This window comes from Mesorhizobium sp. M0052 (assembly GCF_040323255.1).
Classification (GTDB): Bacteria; Pseudomonadota; Alphaproteobacteria; order Rhizobiales; family Rhizobiaceae; genus Mesorhizobium.
In genome coordinates this window covers 1-21416 of sequence record NZ_JAMYUS010000013.1, presented here as the reverse complement: position 1 = coordinate 21416, position 21416 = coordinate 1, and the positions used below count along the sequence as shown (strand labels likewise).

The 21416-nt window shown below is 63.3% G+C and carries 16 protein-coding genes and 1 pseudogene; 9 read left to right on the top strand and 8 right to left on the bottom strand.

Annotated features, from left to right (window positions below):
* Positions 1-6: 6 nt before the first annotated feature.
* Both NKJ77_RS18465 and NKJ77_RS18460 read right to left on the bottom strand, forming a co-directional pair.
* Positions 7-2211 carry a TonB-dependent receptor gene (locus NKJ77_RS18465; RefSeq protein ID WP_023831791.1) on the bottom strand — a complete coding sequence of 735 codons (2205 nt, stop codon included), beginning with the start codon at positions 2209-2211 and terminating at the stop codon, positions 7-9.
* Between the two features lie 279 nt (positions 2212-2490).
* Positions 2491-4674 (bottom strand): primosomal protein N', encoded by a 2184-nt coding sequence (locus tag NKJ77_RS18460; RefSeq protein ID WP_023831792.1) that lies wholly within the window; start codon positions 4672-4674, stop codon positions 2491-2493.
* A 90-nt stretch (positions 4675-4764) separates the two neighbouring features.
* Between NKJ77_RS18460 and fsa the strand changes: the two genes are divergently transcribed.
* Positions 4765-5421, top strand: a complete 657-nt coding sequence (fsa, locus tag NKJ77_RS18455) for a fructose-6-phosphate aldolase (RefSeq protein WP_023831793.1) — start codon at positions 4765-4767, stop codon at positions 5419-5421.
* Positions 5422-5510: 89 nt separating this feature from the next.
* On the opposite strand, the gene NKJ77_RS18450 is transcribed toward fsa, so the two are convergent.
* Both NKJ77_RS18450 and leuS read right to left on the bottom strand, forming a co-directional pair.
* Positions 5511-6107 (bottom strand): LPS assembly lipoprotein LptE, encoded by a 597-nt coding sequence (locus NKJ77_RS18450; protein WP_023831794.1) that lies wholly within the window; start codon positions 6105-6107, stop codon positions 5511-5513.
* Positions 6094-8721 carry a leucine--tRNA ligase gene (gene leuS / locus NKJ77_RS18445; RefSeq protein WP_023831795.1) on the bottom strand — a complete coding sequence of 876 codons (2628 nt, stop codon included), beginning with the start codon at positions 8719-8721 and terminating at the stop codon, positions 6094-6096. The genes NKJ77_RS18450 and leuS overlap by 14 nt, the downstream gene beginning before the upstream one ends.
* A gap of 148 nt (positions 8722-8869) precedes the next feature.
* Between leuS and NKJ77_RS18440 the strand changes: the two genes are divergently transcribed.
* From NKJ77_RS18440 to NKJ77_RS18430, 3 genes and pseudogenes are all read left to right on the top strand, one after another.
* Positions 8870-9532: a YggS family pyridoxal phosphate-dependent enzyme gene (locus NKJ77_RS18440; protein ID WP_352535568.1), complete on the top strand. Its 663-nt coding sequence runs from the start codon at positions 8870-8872 to the stop codon at positions 9530-9532.
* 89 nt (positions 9533-9621) lie between these two features.
* Positions 9622-9876: a type II toxin-antitoxin system Phd/YefM family antitoxin gene (locus NKJ77_RS18435; RefSeq protein WP_023704952.1), complete on the top strand. Its 255-nt coding sequence runs from the start codon at positions 9622-9624 to the stop codon at positions 9874-9876.
* A gap of 144 nt (positions 9877-10020) precedes the next feature.
* Positions 10021-11069 (top strand): annotated as a pseudogene (locus NKJ77_RS18430) (aldo/keto reductase).
* A gap of 51 nt (positions 11070-11120) precedes the next feature.
* Here NKJ77_RS18430 and NKJ77_RS18425 read toward each other — a convergent pair.
* Entirely contained in the window at positions 11121-12029 is a 909-nt protein-coding gene (locus NKJ77_RS18425; RefSeq protein ID WP_023698241.1) for a LysR family transcriptional regulator, read from the bottom strand.
* Positions 12030-12156: 127 nt separating this feature from the next.
* Here NKJ77_RS18425 and NKJ77_RS18420 point away from each other — a divergent pair, with 127 nt between their 5' ends.
* Together NKJ77_RS18420 and NKJ77_RS18415 are read left to right on the top strand one after the other, a co-directional pair.
* Positions 12157-13338, top strand: coding sequence for an MFS transporter (locus tag NKJ77_RS18420; protein WP_023698242.1), 1182 nt, complete (start codon positions 12157-12159; stop codon positions 13336-13338).
* 44 nt (positions 13339-13382) lie between these two features.
* Positions 13383-14417: an aldo/keto reductase gene (locus NKJ77_RS18415; protein WP_023698243.1), complete on the top strand. Its 1035-nt coding sequence runs from the start codon at positions 13383-13385 to the stop codon at positions 14415-14417.
* A 60-nt stretch (positions 14418-14477) separates the two neighbouring features.
* Here the strand turns inward: NKJ77_RS18415 and NKJ77_RS18410 are convergent, their stop codons facing one another.
* Positions 14478-14750, bottom strand: coding sequence for an usg protein (locus tag NKJ77_RS18410; RefSeq protein WP_023668649.1), 273 nt, complete (start codon positions 14748-14750; stop codon positions 14478-14480).
* Positions 14751-15056: 306 nt separating this feature from the next.
* Here NKJ77_RS18410 and acs point away from each other — a divergent pair, with 306 nt between their 5' ends.
* Together acs and NKJ77_RS18400 are read left to right on the top strand one after the other, a co-directional pair.
* A complete protein-coding gene (gene acs / locus NKJ77_RS18405; protein ID WP_352535567.1) occupies positions 15057-17012 on the top strand; it encodes an acetate--CoA ligase in 1956 nt (651 codons plus the stop codon).
* Between the two features lie 9 nt (positions 17013-17021).
* On the top strand, positions 17022-17759 hold the full coding sequence (locus tag NKJ77_RS18400) for an MOSC domain-containing protein (RefSeq protein WP_023698245.1): 738 nt from the start codon (positions 17022-17024) through the stop codon (positions 17757-17759).
* Positions 17760-17825: 66 nt separating this feature from the next.
* Here the strand turns inward: NKJ77_RS18400 and NKJ77_RS18395 are convergent, their stop codons facing one another.
* Together NKJ77_RS18395 and NKJ77_RS18390 are read right to left on the bottom strand one after the other, a co-directional pair.
* Entirely contained in the window at positions 17826-19094 is a 1269-nt protein-coding gene (locus tag NKJ77_RS18395; protein ID WP_023747329.1) for a class I SAM-dependent methyltransferase, read from the bottom strand.
* 387 nt (positions 19095-19481) lie between these two features.
* Positions 19482-20351: a transglutaminase-like domain-containing protein gene (locus tag NKJ77_RS18390; RefSeq protein WP_023693194.1), complete on the bottom strand. Its 870-nt coding sequence runs from the start codon at positions 20349-20351 to the stop codon at positions 19482-19484.
* Between the two features lie 181 nt (positions 20352-20532).
* On the opposite strand from NKJ77_RS18390, the gene NKJ77_RS18385 reads away from it, so the two are divergent.
* Positions 20533-21198: an HAD-IA family hydrolase gene (locus NKJ77_RS18385; RefSeq protein ID WP_352535566.1), complete on the top strand. Its 666-nt coding sequence runs from the start codon at positions 20533-20535 to the stop codon at positions 21196-21198.
* The last annotated feature ends 218 nt before the right edge of the window (positions 21199-21416 follow it).

Here is a 21416-nt window from a genome sequence, read left to right as displayed (position 1 = left end):
CCGCCCTCAGAAGGTGATCTGGTACGACAGAGCGACGGAACGCCCCAGACCGGGAACGTCGGCGCCGCGCGTCGCCGATGCGGAGGGGTTGATGTAATAGGTGTCGAACACATTGCGCACGGCAAGGTTCAGCACACTCTCATTGGCGAACGTCTTCGAGACTGCAAGATTGACCAGTGCTGCACCGTCCAGTTCCTGGGTGGCGATGCGGTCGCGCCCGGAAAACAGCTCCAACTCGCTGCGCAGGGTCAGCTCGTTCTCGAAACGGGTGGTGAGATAGACCAGGCCCTTGTAGGTCGAGGGGATACGGTTGTTGGGCAGATATTCGTTAGCTTCGATGTGGCCGTCGTGATCCGCATCGTATTTGCCTTCGACATAGCCGACCGATCCGCCCAGCGTGAACATGCCGCTGAGGTCTGCCTCGAGATTGGCTTCGACGCCCCAGATACGTTCCTTCTGCTGCGATACCCGGTTGTTGACGATGTCGTAGCTGACGCCGTTGTCCGAGGTCGACAGATAGGTGCTGACGCCGCCGCGATAGTCGCCCCAATCGCCGCGCAGACCGGCTTCCCATGTGTTCACCAGCTGGGGTTCAGGCGCGATATCGGCATAGCTGATCGCGTAATCCGGCGCGTTGGTGCATGGCAGCAGCGGCCGGATGGCGGTGCCATAGGCGTCGCAGGTTTCGGCGTTGGAGTTCAACCCGGCCCGGCGGGTGAAGCCGCCAATGTCGGTCAGGCTGTAGCCTTGCGAGAAATTGCCGAAAAGCTGCATCCTTTCGGTCAGATCGTAGACGGCGCCGGCGTTGAAGGTGACGGCGTCGTAGTCGAACGAGCCGCCGGTCACCTGGATCGCCGGCAGGCCGATAATGTTCCGGCCTAGCAGAACGGCAGCGGCAGGCCGGGTGAAGTCTTCAACGTTGAGATAAAACTGGTCGTAGCGCGCGCCGCCGCTGATGCGAAAGCGATCCGTCACCGAAATTTCGCCCTGCGCAAACAAGGCAACCGAGTTCTGGGTCGTGGGCGAGATGGCGTCCTGGCCGTTGGTCAGCTGCTGATCGGTGGCATCGAAAACGTAGTCGGCGCCCCAGGTCAGTGTGCTGCCCTGAGTGATAAAGTCCATCGGCGTGTTGACGGTCAGGTTGACGCCGCTGCGCCGCGATTGCAGCGCCGTCTGGTTGAAGTCGGCGGTCGGGTCCGTACCCGGCGGCAGGATCACCGGCCGCGTCGGGTTCGTCGGTAAATACACCTGGCTGTTGACGGCCGAGAATTTGGTAAAGGGCGACTGCTTGAAGATGTCGTTGTAGAACGCCTTGACCTCGAGGTTTCCGAGCGCGAAGTCGCTGTCGGTGTATTTGGCGGTCAGATATTTCGAATCTTCCTTCAGCGGCTTGCCTTCATAGGGATCGCCGAAATCCGGGGAGACGGGATTGGTCGTGTAATCGGTGAACCAGTCCGGCTTCTGGTTGGCATAGGTCCAGTCGACGCTGGCCTCGAAGCGCCTGGAATCGAACTGGTAGCCGGCCACGCTGAAGAGATTGCCCGTGCCGGTGCGGTCGCCGCCGCCTTGCCCAAGCATGGCGTCGGAAGCCACCTCGTTGCCGTGGCCGTCATAGGTGCGGCGCGACAGATCACCGGACGCCGAGAAGAAATAGTCGAAATCGCCTTTCTTGCCCTCGACCGAGACACTGGTGCTTGGCCCGGCCGACTTGCCGGGGTTTTCGGTGAAGGCGGTGACGCCGGTGCGCACCGTCACCTTCGGCTTGTCGCTGTCGCCGCGCTTGGTGATGAAGTTGATCGTGCCGCCGGTGGCGCCGGCGCCATAAAGGCTGGACGCGCCATTGATGACTTCGATGCGCTCGACCGAATTCAGGTCGATCATCGACAGGATGCGTGAGACGTCCCGCAGCGGTGTGTTGCGCGGCACACCGTCGACCATGATGAGAACGCTGCGCCCGCGGAAGGTTTCCGAAGCGCCGGAAATGGTCTGGTTGCGTGGCGCGTAGCCGGGGACGATGCGGCTGATCAGGGTCGCGGCGTCGATATTTTCCTGCGCGGCTTCCTCGACCTGTTCCTGTTCCACGACCTGGACAGACTGAGCGACGCTGGAAATCGACCTTTCATTGCGGCCGGTGACCAGTATCTGATCGAGCACGGTGGCTCCCTGCTGGTCCGTCGGAGCGGCTTCCTGGGCAAATGCCGCGCCTGCCATAATCGACGAACCCAAAGCCGATGACCAAAGAAGCGTACTGAAAAATCTGCGCATGCTGTCCCCATCCATGCCCTGGTCCCCAGCGCCAGAGCGGAAAGGCCCAGTTATAATTCATGATAAAACGAGTCAACATTTATTTGTGGCTTTTCAAATCAGGATTAGTCAGCGAACGGATGGGAGCCGGGTACATGAACGGCGCGCATTTTAGCCGGCACTAAGATGCTGAGTTTTCTTGACAAACGGCTTACGGGCGGGCGGCGGCGGCGTCAGCCTTTGTGCTTACAAGAAGCTCTGCGGATCGATGTCGACCTGCACGCGGACCGAGCCGCGCTGCTTCGGCCCTTCGGCCAGCATGGTGCGGATGAAGCCTTGGATGTCGGCGCGCTTTTCACCCTGGATCAGCAAACGGAAACGATGGCGCCCACCAAGCAGCGACAGCGGCGCCTCGGCCGGGCCGAGCACGAACAGGTCGCTGGCCTGGGGTGCTGCACGGCGCAGGCCGCGCGCGTGGCCTTCGGCCTCGGCCCGCGTCACCGCACTGACGATGACGCCGGCAAGCCTGCCGAAGGGCGGCAGGGCTGCCCGTTCGCGCTCAGTGATCTCGCGTTCGTAAAAGGCCTCGGCATCGCCCGAGACGATCGCCCGCATCACCGGATGGTCCGGCTGGAAAGTCTGCAGCAGGCCGAGGCTCTTCTTGCCGGTGCGGCCGGCGCGTCCAGTCACCTGGCTGAGCAATTGGAAGGTCCGTTCGGCGGCGCGCGGATCGCCATTGGCGAGGCCGAGATCGGCATCGACGACACCGACCAGCGTCATGTTGGGAAAGTTATGGCCCTTGGCGACCAGCTGCGTGCCGATGACGATGTCGGCCTCGCCATTGGCAATGGCCTCAAGCTCCAGACGCAGCCGGCGCACTCCACCCATCAAATCGGACGACAGGACGATCGTGCGCGCGTCGGGGAAATGCGCCACGACTTCTTCAGCTATCCGCTCGACGCCAGGCCCGCAGGCTACCAGATGGTCGAGCGTGCCGCATTCCGGACAAGCCTCCGGCCGCTTCTCATTGTGCCCGCAATGATGGCAGACGAGTTGGCCGCGAAAGCGGTGCTCGACCAGCCAGGCCGAACAAACCGGGCAGCCGAAGCGGTGGCCGCAGACACGGCACAGCGTCAGCGGCGCATAGCCGCGCCGGTTGAGGAACAGCAGCGACTGCTCCTTCTTCTCCAGCGTACGTTGCATCTGGTCGATCAGCAGCGGCGACAGAAAGCCGCCGCGGGCCGGCGGCGCGCGCCGCATGTCGATCGTCTTGAGATCGGGAAGCGCGGCTTCGGCAAAGCGCGCCGACAGCACCGCCCTGCTGTAGCGGCCCTGCTGCGCATTGACCCGGCTTTCGACCGATGGCGTCGCCGACGCCAGCACCACCGGGAAGCCGCTGATATGGCCGCGCACCACCGCCATGTCGCGCGCATTGTAGAAGACGCGATCCTCCTGCTTGTAGGCGGGGTCGTGCTCCTCGTCGACCACGATCAGCCCGAGCTCGCGGAACGGCAGGAACAGCGCCGAACGCGCCCCGGCAACGACGCGCACGCCGCCTTCCGCCACCTGCCGCCAGACCTTTTCGCGCATTCGGGGCGGCAGATCGGAATGCCATTCCGCCGGCTTGGCGCCGAAACGCTGCTGGAAGCGTTCGAGGAAGGCATGCGTCAGCGCGATCTCCGGCAGCAGGATCAACACCTGCCTGCCCTGGTCGAGGGCTGCCGCCACCGCCTCGAAATAAACTTCCGTCTTGCCCGAGCCGGTGACGCCGTCGAGCAGCGTGACGTTGAAAGCAGCGGCCGCGACATTGGCGCGCAGCATGGCGGCCGCGTCTGCCTGGTCCGGCATCAGCTCCGGCATGGCGTAGGAGGGATCGGGCGCGGCGACCACCGGTCGAGGCGGGATCATCACCGTCTCGAACACGCCTTGCGCCTTGAGTCCCTCGACCACCGTCGACGACACGCCCGCCGCGTGCGCCAGGCCGGATCGCGTCCAGGCAAGCCCCCCTTCCGCCGTCTCCAGCACGCGCGTCCTGGCATCCGTCATCCGGTCGGGCATGACGAGGGTCCGCTGCAGGCCCTCGATCCATGGTTCGGGATCGAACGCCTCCGGCGCGCGCAACAGCATGCGCGCCACCATGCCGGGCGGCGACAGCGTGTACTGCGCCAGCCAGTCGACAAAGCGGCGCATGCCGCGGTCGATCGGCGGGCAGTCGAAGACCTGTTCGATCGGGCGCAGCTTTTTGGCGTCGATATTCTCGACCGCACCATCCCAGACGATGCCGGCAACCTGGCGCGGACCGAGCGGCACGCGCACGATCGAGCCCGGCACCACGCGCATGCCGGCGGGCACAGCGTAGGTGTAGGGCCGTTCGGCGGGCATCGGCACCAGCACCGGCGCGGCTGCGACAAAGGGCGAATCTTCGATCATCGGGCGTGACCTTGCCCCGACTTTGGTCTAGATCAAAGGGCAACCCCGAATGTGCATGGCATGCACATGGAAATCTTTCAGGAGACCCCCATGAAATTTTTTGTCGACACCGCTGACATCAAGGACATCAAGGAACTGAACGACCTGGGGCTGCTCGACGGCGTGACCACCAATCCCTCGCTGATCCTGAAATCCGGCGGCAAGATCGCCGAGGTCACCCAGCAGATCTGCGACATCGTCAAGGGCCCGGTTTCGGCCGAGGTTGTTGCGGTCGAATACAAGGACATGATGGCCGAGGCCAACATCCTGGCCAAGATCGCCGACAATGTCTGCATCAAGGTGCCGCTGACGCTCGACGGCCTGCGCGCCTGCAAGACGATCCGCACCGAGATGAACCGCATGGTCAATGTAACGCTGTGCTTCTCGGCCAACCAGGCGCTGCTGGCGGCCAAGGCCGGCGCCTCGTTCATCTCGCCCTTCGTCGGCCGCGTCGACGATACCGGCGCGGACGGCATGGAACTGATCCAGGAGATCCGGCAGATCTACGACAATTACGATTTCGACACCGAGATCCTCGTCGCTTCGGTTCGCACCGTGAACCACGTCAAGCAGGCAGCCCTGATCGGCGCCGATGTCGTTACCGCGCCGGCCGCGACGCTGAAGGCGCTGGTCAAGCACCCGTTGACCGACAAGGGCCTGGATCAGTTCGCTGCCGACTGGGCCAAGACCGGCCAGAAGATCGGCTGAGATCGGTTCGATACAAACGAAAAAAGGCCGGGAAACCGGCCTTTTTGTTGCGGACTGCTAAAAGTCTAGTTGGCAGCGCCAGGGAATGCTCAGGCCTTCTTGCCGTGCCTGACCAAGTCCTGGGCGACCGACAGGCTCACCATTTCAGCCAGTTCACGCGCGGCGCGGTTCTCGGCGTCGAGCTGTGCCCGGTAGGAGGCGAACTCCTGCGTCGGCTTGTCGAAGGATGATGGGATCGACCGTTTGCCGGTTGCGATCACCACGCCGGTCCTGGCATCGGTCAGCACATAGTTTGCGGTCAGCGTCACCGTGCCTGCCGTCGGCTCGTCTTCGTCGGTCTGGATCTGCACCACCGCGGCCGATTCGACCAGTTCGGTGACGCCGAGATCGAGCATGTAGACCGGCGCCGGCGGCTCGCCGGCGCCTTGGCCAAAGGCAAAGATCAGATTGTTGCGGACCTGCTGGGCGTAGCGTGTCTTGACCGGCTTGACCGCGATCGACGCCAGTTCCGCCGAAGCGCTGACCGTGGAACCGGCGCTCAGCGGCGCGCTGGAATAGAGCGGCCTCACCGTGCAGGCCGAAACCAGCGCCACCGAGGCGACCATGCCGTACAGCGCTGCGCGGCGCAGCAATAGCGTCGTCTTTTCCAGATCAGGCCCCATCCTTCTGAAGTCAAGCAACGACATTGACGATCCTCTGCGGCACGATGATCACCTTACGGGGCGCCTTACCTTCCAGCGCTTTCTGCACGAAGTCGAGAGCCAGAACCGCTTTTTCGACCGCACCTTGGTCCGCGTCGCGGGCAATTGTCAAATCGCCGCGCTTCTTGCCGTTGACCTGGACCGGCAGCACGATCTCGTTGTCGACGACCAGCGCCGGATCATAGACCGGCCATGGCCGTTCGGCGACCAAATCGGTGCCGCCCAGCGTGTGCCAGCACTCTTCGGCCAAATGCGGCATGACCGGCGCGACCACATGCACAAGAATCTCCACCGCCTCGCGGCAGGCGCCTTTCAGCGCCGCGTCGGCCTTGCCCTCGGCGACGTCGTTGAGCGGCGCGGTCAAGGCATTGGCCAGTTCGTAGATGCGGGCGATGGCCCGGTTGAAGCCGAGCTTCTCGATATCCTCGCCGATAGCCTTTAGGATCTTGTGCGCGGCCTTGGAAACGGCGCCCGCCTCGCCCTCCGGCGCCGCCTGCGGCTTGGCGCCGTCAAGCGTCTCGGCGGCAATGGACACCAGGCGCCAGACACGCTGGATGAAGCGATGTGCGCCGGCGGCGCCATCGTCCGTCCACTCGACGTCGCGCTCGGGCGGCGAATCCGACAGCATGAACCAGCGTGCGGTGTCGGCGCCGTAGCCGTCGGTGATGTCTTCCGGGCTTACCGTATTCTTCTTCGACTTCGACATCTTTTCGAGTGAGCCGATCGCCGCCTCTTCGCCGGTGGCGATCTCGATGGCGCGGCGCTTGCCGCCGACATCCTCGATCCTGACCTCAGCCGGCGACAGCCAGCGGCCATTGTTCGACGCACCGCCGACGCGGTAGGTCTCATGCACCACCATGCCTTGCGTGAACAGGCCCTTGAATGGCTCGGCCAGGTCGAGATGCCCGGTCGCGCGCATGGCGCGGGTGAAGAAGCGCGAATAGAGCAGATGGAGGATCGCGTGCTCGATGCCGCCAATATACTGGTCGACGGCCAGCCAGTCATCGGCAGCCTTGGGCTCCGTCGGCTCATTGGCCCAGGGCGCGGTGAAGCGCGCGAAATACCAGGACGAATCGACGAACGTGTCCATCGTGTCGGTCTCGCGGCGCGCATCCTTGCCGCATTGCGGGCACTTCACATGCCGCCAGGTCGGGTGGCGGTCGAGCGGATTGCCGGGACGGTCGAACTCGATGTCGTCGGGCAGCTTGACGGGCAGGTCGGCCTTCGGCACCGGCACGACGCCGCAATCCTCGCAATGGATCATCGGGATCGGGCAGCCCCAGTAGCGCTGACGCGAAATGCCCCAGTCGCGCAAGCGGAAGTTCACCTTGCGCTCCGCCATTGGCCGCCCGCCTATGGTCTTCTGCTCCAGGAGCTTTGCCACCTCGTCGAACGCCTGCTCCGGCTTCAGGCCGTCGAGGAAACGCGAATTGATCATCACGCCGTCATCGACATAGGCCTCTTCCGTGACATGGAAGGTCTTGGCGTCGGCATCTTCCGGCATCACCACCGGGATCACCGGCAGGCCGTACCTGTTGGCGAAATCGAGGTCGCGCTGGTCGCCCGACGGGCAGCCGAATATGGCGCCGGTGCCGTATTCCATCAAAACGAAATTCGCGACGTAGACCGGCAGGGTCCACGAGTCGTCGAACGGATGCACGACGCGGATGCCGGTGTCGAAACCTTTCTTCTCGGCCGTCTCCAGTGCGGCCACCGACGTGCCCATATGCCTGATTTCGTCGATGAACTTGGCCAGATCGAGATTGGTCTCGGCGGCCTTCCTGGCCAGCGGATGGTCGGCGGCGACCGCCATGAAGGAGGCGCCGAAGATGGTGTCGGGCCTGGTCGTGTAGACTTCCAGTTCGTGCGCATCGCCGATCGGAGCGGCCAGCGGCCAACGGATCAGCAGCCCTTCCGAGCGGCCGATCCAGTTCTGCTGCATCAGCTTGACCTTTTCCGGCCATTCGCCGAGGCCGTCCAGCGAATCCAGCAGGTCCTGCGCGTAATCGGTGATCTTGAAGAACCACTGCGTCAGCTCACGCTGTTCGACCAGCGCGCCCGAACGCCAGCCACGGCCGTCGATGACCTGCTCGTTGGCGAGCACGGTCATGTCCTCCGGGTCCCAGTTGACCTTGGAGGATTTGCGGGTCACCAGCCCCTTCTCGACGAAATCGAGGAACAGCATCTGCTGGCGGTGGTAATAGTCGACATCGCAGGTGGCGAACTCGCGCGACCAGTCCAGCGACAGGCCCATCATCTTGAGCTGCTCGCGCATGGCGGCGATGTTGGCGTAGGTCCATTCCTTAGGATGGACCTTGTTCTGCATCGCCGCATTTTCGGCCGGCATGCCGAAAGCGTCCCAGCCCATCGGGTGCAGCACGTTGAAACCCTTGGCTCGCTTGTAGCGCGCCACCACGTCGCCCATCGTGTAGTTGCGGGTGTGGCCGATATGGATCTTCCCCGAGGGATAGGGGAACATCTCCAGCACGTAGTATTTCGGCTTCGGGTCGTCGTTCTGCGCTTCGAACAGCTTCTTTTCGGCCCAGGCTTTCTGCCATTTGGGCTCGGACGCGCGCGGATTATATCGTTCGGTTGCCATCGGATGATTTTCACTTAAAAGCAGGCGCAGACCGCCGGACAAGGCCCGGTGGCCAAGGTAAATGTCGTCGCGGTGTTCACCATGGATTGCCGGACCCGTCAACTGCGGCGAGCCGGCGAGCGCGATTAAAGACAGGCAGGATATAGGCATGGCCAGCGCCGTCGAACAGTTTTTCGCCGTCAAGACGAGGATCGCTGCCGCCGAGCGCGAGGCCCGCCGTGACGCCGGTTCGGTGACGCTGGTTGCGGTGTCGAAGACTTTTGAGACCGACGCCATCCGCCCGGTCATCGAAGCAGGCCAGCGCGTCTTCGGCGAAAACCGCGTGCAGGAAGCGCAAGGCAAATGGCCGGCCTTGAAAGCGGAATTCCCTGATATCGAACTGCATTTGATCGGCCCGCTGCAGTCGAACAAGGCGAAGGAAGCCGTCGCGCTCGCCGACGTCATCGAGACCGTCGACCGCGAGAAGATCGCCGCCGAACTCGCCAAGGAAATCGTGCGCCAGGACCGCACGCCGAAACTCTACGTCCAGGTCAATACCGGCTCGGAGCCGCAAAAGGCCGGCATCGAGCCGCGCGACGCCGTTGCCTTCGTTGCCCGCTGCCGCGATGTCCACGGCCTCGCCATCGAAGGCCTGATGTGCATCCCGCCGGCGGACGAAAACCCCGGCCCGCATTTCGCCCTGCTGGAAAAGCTCGGCAAGGAGGCCGGCGTCGCCAAACTGTCGATGGGCATGTCCGGCGACTACGAGACCGCGATCGCCTTCGGCGCCACCAGCGTCCGGGTCGGCTCGGCGATTTTTGGGAGCCGGTAGTCGTCGGCTTCGCGAGACACCTGTCGATCCCCGATTTTTCGAGCTAATGTATCGAGCACATCCGGCCGAGTTAGCGAGGACTATTCTTCTTGGACTGGCACCTCAGGGACGCGAGAAACAATCTTTCGAAGCTTGTACGACAGGCGCACGAAGAAGGGGCGCAAACCATCACCTTGCGCGGAAAGCCGGCTGCCGTCGTATTATCTCCTGATGACTATGACCAACTGATCGGCGCAAAGCCTTCGCTTGCCGAATATCTCCTCTCCGGTCCCGCGTGGGACGACGATTTCGACGAGGAGGTCAACCGCCGCTCAAAGACGATCATCCGGCCCGTGGAATTCTGATAGATTTTTCGGCATGAAGATCATCTCGCGACGGTTGACGGGCTCTATGGGCCAACTGCGTTAGGTCCATTGTGCCACCACTGGAAACGAAACGCACCGTTCCTATTTGCTTGGCGTCATCACACATCTGCTGGAGCCGCCACCATGCGCTACAATCAACTCGGAAATACGGGGATGTTCGTCTCCGAACTGTGCCTCGGCACCATGACCTTCGGCGCCGCCGGCGAGAATGCCCAATGGGGCCTGATCGCCAGCCTCGACCAGAAGGGCGTCAACGACATCGTTGCCCGTTCCATCGCCGCCGGCGTCAATTTCTTCGACACGGCCGACGTCTATTCATTCGGCCAGTCCGAACGCCTGCTTGGCCAGTCGCTCAAGGATCTTGGCGTCAAGCGCTCGGACGTCGTCATTGCCACCAAGGTGCATGGCGCCATGGGCCAGGGCCCGAACGAGCGCGGCTCTTCGCGCGGCCACATCATGGATTCGGTCGAGGGCAGCCTGGAGCGGCTGCAGCTAGACCATATCGATCTCTAACAGCTGCACGGCACCGACACCGTGACGCCAGTCGACGAGACGCTGCGGGCGCTCGACGATCTCGTTGCCAGCGGCAAGGTCCGCTATGTCGGCGTCTCCAACTGGGCGGCTTGGCGCATCTCTAAGGCCCTCGGCATAGCCGAGCGCAAGGGGTTTTCCCGCTTCGAGACCATCCAGTCCTATTATTCGATCGCCGGCCGCGACCTCGAGCGCGAGATCGTGCCGCTCATCAACGAGGAAAAGCTCGGCCTGATGGTGTGGTCGCCAATGGCCGGCGGCCTGCTGTCGGGTAAATACGGACCGGGCGCGCCCGGCAATGGCGAGGCCGCCGCGCTGCCTTCAACTTCCCGCCGGTCGATGAGGATCGTGCCTGGGCAGCCGTCGCAGTCATGCGCGACATCGCGAAAAAGCACGATGTCAGCGTCGCTACGGTCGCGCTCGGTTATGTCCTGGCCAAACCTTTCGTCATGAGCGTCATCATCGGCGCCAGCCGCATGGAGCAGCTCGAGCAGAACCTTGCCGCCACTGAGCTGAAGCTCGACGCCGACGATCTCGCCAGACTGGATGAGGTCAGTGCGCTGCCGGCCGAATATCCCGGCTGGATGCTGGAGCGTCAGGGCGCCGGTCGCCGCCCGGCGCCGTTCACCCCGAAGAAATAGTCATCGCTGTCGCCTGATGCTTGGGGGGTCATCTGGCTCCCCAACGTCTTTTCAGCTCATCCGCACGCTCTCGACCAGAAAGTCAAGAAACGCCCGCACCCGTGCGGGCAAATGCCGGCCCTGGCCGACATAGACGGCGTGGGTAGGCTCCTCGTCGCCCGGATTGAAATCCTCCAGCAGCGCCGTCAGCCGCCCCGCCGCGATGTCATCGGCCACATGCCAGTGTGCCAGCCGGGCGATGCCGGCGCCGCCGACCGCCATCAGCCGCATCGACTCGCCATCGCCGACCAGCGTGTTGCCGGCGATCGGCACCATGACGGCGTTCCCGGTTGCATCGACAAACGACCAGCCATCGACATGCCGGGCAAAGCCGAAAGCCATGCGATTGTGCCGGTCGAGATCGGCTGGAATCAGCGGCGTGCCATGCGTCTTGAGATAGGACGGTGCGGCAACGACTGTCATCCGGCTTTGCCCGAGCTTGCGCGCCACCAGCCGCGATTCGCCGAGCGGCCCGGCGCGGATGGCGACGTCGGCACGCTCAGCCATCAAATCGATGACGCTGTCGGTCAGCACCAGATCGACCGAAATCCCGGGGTAGCGTTCGAGGAAATCAGGCAGCAGCGGGATCAGCCGATGCACCCCGAAGGGCACATAGGAGTTGACGCGCAGCCGTCCGCGCGGCGCGGCACCCACGGCCGCCTCGCGCTCGGCCGCCGCCATATCGGCCAGGATGCGCACCCCGCTGTCATAGAACGCCGTCCCTTCCGGCGTCAGCTGCAGCTTGCGCGTCGAGCGCGTGACCAGCCGCGCGCCGAGCCTTGCCTCCAGTCGCGCGATCAGCTTGCTCACCGCCGACGGTGTCATACGCAGCGAACGAGCCGCAGCCGAGAAGCTGCTCGCCTCGACGACGCGGACGAACACTTCGATCTCGCCGGAACGGTTGATATCGGGTCTGGCCATTTGTGAATCTATTTCACAGGAAATATGCCCAAGGCAAGTCTGGTTCACAAGGCATGGCAACACGATCTCTGCGGTCGGGGCGCGGGTCTGGACAGCGCGCTCATTCGAGTTCGAACTGGAAACCGCCATGCATCTTGCTCTCTACGCCCTCGCTGCCGGCGCCTTCGGCATCGGCGTCACCGAATTCGTCATCATGGGGCTGCTGATCGATGTCAGCAAAGATCTCGGAGTCTCGATCTCGGCCGCCGGCCAGTTGATTTCGGGCTACGCGTTGGGCGTCGTCATCGGCGCGCCGCTTTTGACCATCGCCACCGGCAACTGGCCCCGCAAGACCGTCCTTCTGGCCCTTATGGCGATCTTCACGCTCGGCAACCTCGCCTGTGCGATCGCCCCCGACTACTGGACGCTGATGGGCGCCCGCATCATCACCGCCTTTGCCCATGGCACTTTCTTTGGCGTCGGCTCGGTGGTCGCCACCGGCCTGGTCGCGCCCAACAAGAAAGCCTCGGCGATCGCGCTGATGTTCACCGGACTGACTATCGCCAACATCCTCGGCGTGCCCTTCGGCACCTGGCTAGGCCAGGCCTTCGGCTGGCGCGCCACCTTCTGGGCGGTAACCCTGGTCGGCTTGGCAGCCTTTGCCGTCATCCTGCTTCTGGTGCCGCGCAGCAAGGAAGCGCCCGAGAAGACCAATCTGCGCGCCGACCTCGCCGTGCTGCGCCGCACGCCGGTGCTGCTCGGCGTCGCCACCACCGTGCTCGGCTATGCCGGCGTCTTCGCCGTCTTCACCTACATCGCCCCGCTGCTGACCGAGATCAGCGGCTTCAGGGAGGCCGCGGTGTCGCCGATCCTGCTGGTCTTCGGCGGCGGTCTTATCGCCGGCAATCTGCTTGGCGGCAAGGTCGCCGACCGCTGGTTGATGCCGGCGGTGCTCGGCAGCCTCGTGGTGCTGGCGTTGGTGCTGGCCACAATGACCTTCGCCGTCCACAGCCAAATCCTGGCCGTCATCTATGTCGGCCTGCTTGGTGCCGCCGCCTTCGCCACCGTGGCGCCGCTGCAGATGTGGGTGCTGGAAAAGGCGCAAGGCGCGGGCCAGAGCCTCGCCTCGTCCTTCAACATCGCCGCCTTCAACCTCGGCAATGCCGCCGGCGCTTGGCTTGGCGGCGCGGTGATTGCCCATGGCCTCGGCCTCGGCTCACTAACCTGGATCGCCGCTTTGCTGCCGGTCGCGGCTCTTGGCGTCGCTGCCCTGGCGCTGCGCCTCGATCGCGCCCCCACAATCGGGGCGCCGGTCTGCGCCCCGTCATGAGCATCACGCGCAAATCCTTCTTCGACATCATCAAGGAGCATAAAATGGATTATCGACGTCTCGGCGCATCGGGCCTGAAAGTGCCCGCACTGTCTTTCGGCGCCGGCACTTTCGGCGGCTCCGGGCCGCTGTTCGGGGCGTGGGGCAACAACGACGCCAAGGAAGCGCGGCGGCTCATCGACATCTGCCTCGAGGCCGGCGTCAATCTGTTCGACACCGCCGATGTCTATTCAAACGGCGCCTCCGAGGAAGTGCTTGGCGAAGCCATCAAAGGCCGCCGCGACGCGGTGCTGATCTCGACCAAGACCTCGCTGCCGATGGGCGACGGCCGGGCCGATTACGGCTCGTCGCGCTCGCGGCTGATCAAGGCCGTGGACGCGTCCCTGAAGCGCATGGGCACCGATTACATCGACCTGTTGCAGCTGCACGCCTTCGATGCCGGCACGCCGATCGAGGAGGTGTTGTCGACGCTGGACGACCTCGTGCGCGCCGGCAAGCTGCGCTATGTCGGCGTCTCCAACTTCTCCGGCTGGCAGGTGATGAAATCGCTGGCCGAGGCCGACAAGCATGGCTACCCGCGCTATGCCGCACACCAGGTCTACTATTCGCTGGTCGGCCGCGACTATGAATGGGAGCTGATGCCGCTCGGTATCGACCAGGGCATCGGCGCGCTGGTGTGGAGCCCGCTCGGCTGGGGCCGCCTGACCGGCAAGATCCGCCGCGGCCAGCCCCTGCCGGAAAAGAGCCGGCTGCACGACACCGCCGATTTCGGCCCGCCGGTCGCGGACGAACATCTCTACCGGGTCATGGATGCGCTTGATGCGATGGCTGAAGAGACCGGCAAGACCGTGCCGCAGATCGCCATCAACTGGCTGTTGCGGCGCCCGACCGTGTCCTCGGTCATCATCGGCGCCCGCAACGAGGAACAGCTGCGCCAGAACCTCGGCGCCGTCGGCTGGGCATTGACGCCGGAGCAGGTCAAAAAGCTCGACGCCGCAAGCGAAGTGACCGCGCCCTACCCGTACTTCCCCTATCGCCGCCAGGAAGGTTTCGCCCGACTGAACCCGCCTGCGGTGTGATCGCACGACGTTGAAGCTGCCAATCTCCCCCCTTGCGGGGGAGATCAGCTATACTGCCGCTCAGTGCAGCACGAACTCCCCATCCACCTTCCGCCATTCGTTCGGCGCGATCAGCTTCTGGTGGGTGTAGCTGATCGAATGCAGCGGCCCGTCGAGCCTGGCCTTCCAGAACTCGATGAACTTGATCAGCACCGGAAACTTCGGCGCCAGATCGTAATCCTGCCAGATGAAGCTCTGCAGCAGATGCGGGTGGTCGGGAAAATGGTATAGAATCTTGGCCGTGGTCAGGCCATACCCCTTGAGCATCAGGTCCATTTCGGAATGATCGCGCATGACAGCCCCTTGGCCTAGTTGATTCTCCATTCCTCCCAACACCGAATTGTGCGCGCCGTTCCTTAACTGTCTATGATTTTCCTGATCCCAGTCGGGTTTTATGCACGAAAACATGCAGTTAGCAGCGACCGCTGCCGAGTGCTGATACAACCGAAAAGGGAAGCTGCGGCATCCCGCCACGCGAATCCAACGTCTAATGTTGCCGTCAGCGCGGAACTGTTAATAATGCCGCCGAATTCGCGGCTGCGTCGCCGTGATCCTGGCGGTGGTCAAGCCGGCGGGCTCGTTTGGGAGGTAAGTGAAGACATGTCCGAGGTGAAGATCCACCGCGTCCAGCCGGCGTGGAAGAAGAACGCGCTCATTGACAACGACACCTACCTCAAATGGTATGCCGACAGCGTGAAGAATCCGGACAAGTTCTGGGGCAAGCACGGCAAGCGCATCGACTGGTTCAAGCCGTTCAGCAAGGTCAAGAACACCTCCTTCGAGGGCAAGGTCTCGATCAAATGGTTCGAGGACGGCGAAACCAACGTCTCCTACAACTGCATCGACCGCCATTTGAAGAAGCGCGGCAACCAGACAGCCATCATCTGGGAAGGCGACAATCCCTACGACGACAAGAAGATCACCTATAACGAGCTCTACGAGCATGTCTGCCGGCTCGCCAATGTGATGAAGAAGCACGGCGTCAGGAAGGGCGACCGCGTCACCATCTACATGCCGATGATCCCGGAAGCGGCCTACGCGATGCTGGCTTGCACCCGCATCGGCGCCATCCACTCGATCGTCTTCGGCGGCTTTTCACCGGACGCGCTGGCCGGCCGCATCGATGACTGCAAGTCGACCTTCGTCATCACCGCCGACGAAGGCCTGCGCGGCGGCAAGCCGATCCCGCTGAAGGAAAACACCGACAGAGCGATCGAAATCGCCGCCAAGGCCGGCACCAAGGTCGATAAGGTGGTCGTCGTTCGTCGCACCGGCGGCAAGACCGGCTGGGTCCAGGGACGCGACATCTGGTACCATGACGAGATCGCCACGGTGAAAGGCGACTGCAAGCCGGAGAAGATGAAGGCCGAGGATCCGCTGTTCATCCTCTATACCTCAGGCTCGACCGGCAAGCCGAAGGGCGTGCTGCACACCACCGCCGGCTATCTCGTCTATGTCTCGATGACCCACCAATATGTCTTCGACTACCATGATGGCGATATCTACTGGTGCACCGCCGATGTCGGTTGGGTCACCGGCCACAGCTATATCGTCTATGGCCCGCTCGCCAACGGCGCCACCACGCTGATGTTCGAGGGCGTGCCGAACTACCCCTCGCAGTCGCGCTTCTGGGAAGTCATCGACAAGCACAAGGTCAACATCTTCTACACCGCGCCGACGGCACTGCGCGCGCTGATGGGCGCCGGCGACGAACCGGTGAAGAAGACCTCGCGCAAGTCGCTGCGCGTGCTGGGCTCGGTCGGCGAACCGATCAATCCGGAAGCTTGGGAGTGGTATTTCAACATCGTCGGCAACGGCAAGGTGCCGATCGTCGACACATGGTGGCAGACCGAGACCGGCGGCATCCTGATCACGCCGCTGCCCGGCGCCACCGACCTCAAGGCGGGTTCGGCGACGCGGCCCTTCTTCGGCATCGAGCCGCAGCTGGTCGACGGCGAAGGTAAGGTGCTGGAAGGGGCGGCCGACGGCAATCTCTGCATCGCCGATTCCTGGCCCGGCCAGATGCGCACGGTCTATGGCGATCACGACCGCTTCGTGCAGACCTATTTCTCCACCTACAAGGGCAAATACTTCACCGGAGACGGCTGTCGCCGCGACGCCGATGGCTATTACTGGATCACTGGCCGCGTTGACGACGTCATCAACGTTTCCGGCCACCGCATGGGAACGGCCGAGGTCGAATCGGCGCTCGTCAGCCATGAGAAGGTGTCGGAAGCAGCTGTCGTCGGCTATCCCCACGACATCAAGGGCCAGGGCATCTACAGCTACGTTACCTTGATGAAAGGCGTGGAGCCGAGCGAGGAACTGCGCAAGGAGCTCGTGGCCCATGTCCGCAAGGAGATCGGCGCCATCGCCTCGCCCGACAAGCTGCAGTTCGCGCCCGGACTGCCGAAAACCCGCTCCGGCAAGATCATGCGCCGTATCCTGCGCAAGATCGCCGAGGACGATTTTTCCGCACTCGGCGATACCTCGACACTGGCCGATCCGGCCGTGGTCGATGATCTGATCGCCAACCGCCAGAACAAGAAGGGCTGAGGGGATTTGATGGCTGCACTGGGCGCAGTCACGGAGCTCTGGCGTTACCCTGCAAGTTCGCTTGCCGGCGAACGCCAGGACGCCATTTCGGTCGGCCTTGAAACCATCGACGGCGACCGGCTGTTCGGCCTTGTCGATGTCTCGGACAATGAGATCGCGCGGCCCGACCGCGACGCCAAGTGGCACAAGGTGCCGCGCATCCGCACCCGGCTGAGCAAGGACCGCAAGCTGGAGATCGCCGTTCCCGACGGCGACTGGCTGGTAGCGCCGGGCGCTGAATGCGACAGCGCCGTCTCGACCTATCTCGGCTTCGCCGCCTCGATCCGGCCGTTCAGCCAGGACAACGCCCCCGGCTACACCGGCCCGCTCACCGCGGCGCGCTACCGCAAAGCGCCGATCCATCTCTTGACCACCGCATCGCTGGCGCGGCTCAAGGCGCTGCACCCCGAAGGCATTCCCGATCCGCGCCGCTTCCGCCCCAACATCGTTATCGACATGGCGGCGGTCGAAAGCTCGTTTCCCGAGACCGAATGGATTGGCCGCAAGCTTGCCATCGGCGACCTGCTGGTGACCGTCTCGGAGCCGTGCCGCCGCTGCGGCTTCACCATCATCAGCCAGGACGGCTTCGACCACGATCCCGGCATCCTGCGCAATCTGGTCCGCCACAACGCCCATAATCTCGGCGTCTATTGCACTGTGGACAGGCCTGCCCGCGTCGAGATCGGCGCGCCGATGCGGTTCGTGTAGGCCTCTACCGCGAGGCAGCGAATCGCAGACCTTGGAAAGCGTGGGGTTCGGCCCCGAATCCTATCTCTACCGATACAGATCCGCCCGTGTCGGCGGCAGCCCGCTCGGGCCGCGTGCGCGTTTGGTGACGACGGTCTGAAAAATCTGCGCCGAGGCGCGCTCGAAGGTGATCGAGCAGCCGGTGAGATAAAGCAGCCACAGCCGTGCCTTGGCATCGCCGACTTCGGCGACCGCCTCGTCGAAGCGAGCCTGCAGCCGCTCGGCCCACAGCCGGCAGGTGCGCGCATAGTGCTCGCGCAGATTCTCAACGTCGTAGACCAGGAAGCCATGCGCCTCCAGATTGCCCAGCGTCATGCCGATCGTGTCGAGTTCGCCGCCTGGGAAAATGTATTTGAGCAGCGCCTTGAACTCCGGCCCCTTGCGCAAGGTTTTCTTCAAGTCGCCCTTGCTGCGCCTGGTGATGGCGTGGTGCAGATAGATGCCGCCGGGCTTCAGCAAGCGATGGATGGTCTTGAAATAGCTGGCGTGGTTGGCGAGGCCGAGATGCTCGAACATGCCGATCGACGATATCTTGTCGAAGGAGCCTTTGAGTTCCGCATAGGATTTGATCTCGATGGTGATGCGGTCCTGCAGCCCTTCGGCGCGGATGCGCTCGCGGGCGAGATCGGTCTGCGCCTGCGACAGCGACACGCCATGGCCGACGACGCCGTAATTTTTGGCCGCATGGATCAGCATGGCGCCCCAGCCGCAGCCGATGTCGAGCAGCTTTTCGCCCGATTTCAGCCTGAGCTTGCGGCAGATATGGTCGAGCTTGTCGGCCTGCGCCTGGTCGATGCCATTGGCGAAATCCGTAAAGTAGCCGCAGCTGTAGACCATGCGCTCGTCGAGGAAGAGCCGGTAAAAGGCATTCGAAATGTCGTAGTGATGCTGGATCGCCTCCTGGCTCGACCCGCTGACATAGGGGTTGCGACCCGACAGATCGGTGCGTGCACTCATCTGCTTGCGTGACAGGAGCACCGCCGGCAGGTCGCGCAGGATCGCCAGCTTCGGCAGTGACTTGAGCTTGGTCCTGAGCTTGCCTTGCGACGGCAGTGCGTAGAAATCGAAAATCGTCCCGTCTTCGATGTCTATCGTCTTGGAAATCCACATCTCGATCAGCGTCGACAACGATGGCCGCTTCACCACCTGCCAGACGATGTCCTGGTCGTTGATGGTGAGCACGGGCCCGGTGGCGGGACCGATCCGCTCGCCGGTCCACAGCTTGACCGCAAAACCCGGCTTCAGCGTTTCGATCACCGTTCGCACGATGCGCGCGGCCTTCTCGGCTGCCTCCATGGCCATCCTCCCGAGTCCTGACAATCCACCTTGCATGGATTTTGCCCGCCCTGGCGGCTCTTCGCAACCCGGCGCAAAAGGCGGCTCGCCAGCTATTTCAAATCGGCATCTTGTTTTTTGCTGCAACGCACCCCATCATCTGTACGTGTTCAACAAATCGAAAGGAGGTGATCCGATGTCGAGTGATTTCGTTTTCCAGAACGTGGCCTCAGCGGATTGCACTTTCGGGAAGCAGTCTTCCCGTTAAGGCGCGATAAGCGCGGCGGGTGACGTCGGTCGCCGCCATTGGCCGCGCCACGGACGGAAACACGGAAGGCCGCCGGCTTCGTCAAGGAGCGGCGGCCTTTTCCATTTCCGGATTGTGTGTCGAAGCGGATCAGAATCCGGTCACGCCAGCATCCGCGCGCTCACCGTCTTGTCGACGCCGTGATAGGGCGGGTTGAACAGATTGCCTTCCTGCTCGTAGGTCCAGACCTTGAACAGCGAAAGTTGGTGCGGGCCGAAGCTGTGCAGCAGCGGGACATCCGTGGCATCACGACCGCGCGCGATGACGACGCGGCCTATCCTCGGACGATTATGACGCGGGTCGAACGTGTACCATTTGCCGTCGAGGAACACTTCCATCCAGGCCGAAAAATCCATCGGCGCCGGGTCGGCCGGTACGCCGATGTCGCCGAGATAACCGTTCACATAGCGGGCCGGGATGTTCATGCAGCGGCAGAGCGTGATCGCCAGATGGGCGAAGTCGCGGCATACACCAACCTGCTCCTCATGCGCTTGGGCTGCGGTGCGCGTCGACCGCGCATAGCCATAGCCGAAGGACAGCCGGTTGTGGACATAGTCGACGATCGCCTGCACCCGCGCCCAGCCGGAGGGAACATGGCCGAAAAGCTGCCAGGCCAGACTGCTCAGATGATCGGTCTCGCAATAGCGGCTGCCGAGGAGGTAGCCGAGCACATCGTCCGGCAGTTCCGCCACCGGCACTTCCCTGGCCAGCGTGTTGACCGCGTCAGGCTCCCCGCTGTCCTCGACGGCTGCGTCATAGAGAATGCGGAAACTGCCGGCGGGTGCGGTGAAGCGGCGGCAGGTATTGCCGAACAGATCGTGATAGACCTTGCTCGGCACTGAAGGCGACGTCAGCACGCGCGTCTGCCGTTTGATGTCGGCCTGACGATCCCTGTGGATATCAAGCAGCGAGATGACCGGCGTGGCGCCGACGCATTCAATGGCGATTTCGTAGCCGAGCCGGATCAGCACAATGATTGCCCCTTCGATCCCGTGGAAAACAGTATGCTCAAAACGCCAGAGGCGGGACCATGGTTCCCTGGAACTATCGAAAAGGCTCTCCCGCAGCTTCCCAGGCAGGCGTGGCGACGTTACGGTCGCACGACATGTTTCGACCCTCCCGAAACGATCCCTAACCCCCTTGGAAAACCTGATGTTTGCAGGCAGAAAATTCGCCGCGTTCCTGTTCGATATGGATGGCACGGTGCTCAATTCGATCGCCTCGGCCGAGCGCGTCTGGGCGGCGTGGGCGCTTAAGCACGGTGTCGACGTCGAAGCCTTCCTGCCGACGATCCATGGCGTGCGGGCGGTCGAGACCATCACCAGGCTGGCGCTTCCCGGCCTCGACCCTGTTCATGAGGCGTTTGTGCTGTTGCAGGCCGAGTCGGACGATGTCGAAGGCGTGCTGCCGATCGCCGGCGCCGTGCCGTTCCTCAACGCTTTGCCGCCAGAGCGCTGGGCGATCGTCACCTCGGCGCCGCGCCCGTTGGCGCTGCTGCGCATGCGGGCCGCCGGCATCCCGGTTCCCGCCTTGGTGGTCGCGGCCGAGGATGTGTGGCTCGGCAAGCCGGCGCCCGACTGTTTCCTGCTGGCGGCAAAACGGCTCGGCGTCGATATCGGCGACTGTCTGGTCTTCGAGGACGCACCGGCCGGTATCGCGGCGGCGGAAGCAGCGGGCGCGTCGGTGATGGTGATCAGCGCCACTCACCAGCATCCAATGACGACTCAGCACAACTCGATTGGCGGCTACGAAACCGTCTCCATCGCCATCGATGACAGCGGCTGGATGACGCTGGGGGCACGGCGCAGCGCGGCCTGAGGAACTGGAGGACTGGAGGACTGGAGGACTGGAGGACTGGAGGACTGGAGGACTGGAGGACTGGAGGACTGCTATGCGCCTTTTTCTTCAACTCTTCAGTTCACCAGTTCCCCAGTTCTTCCGTTCCTGAACCCCTAAAGCGCGTCGCGATTAATTGGCCTCATATCCGGCAGCCTTGAAGAAGTTTCGGCATTCGGCCGGCTCGAACAGGTGGCAGA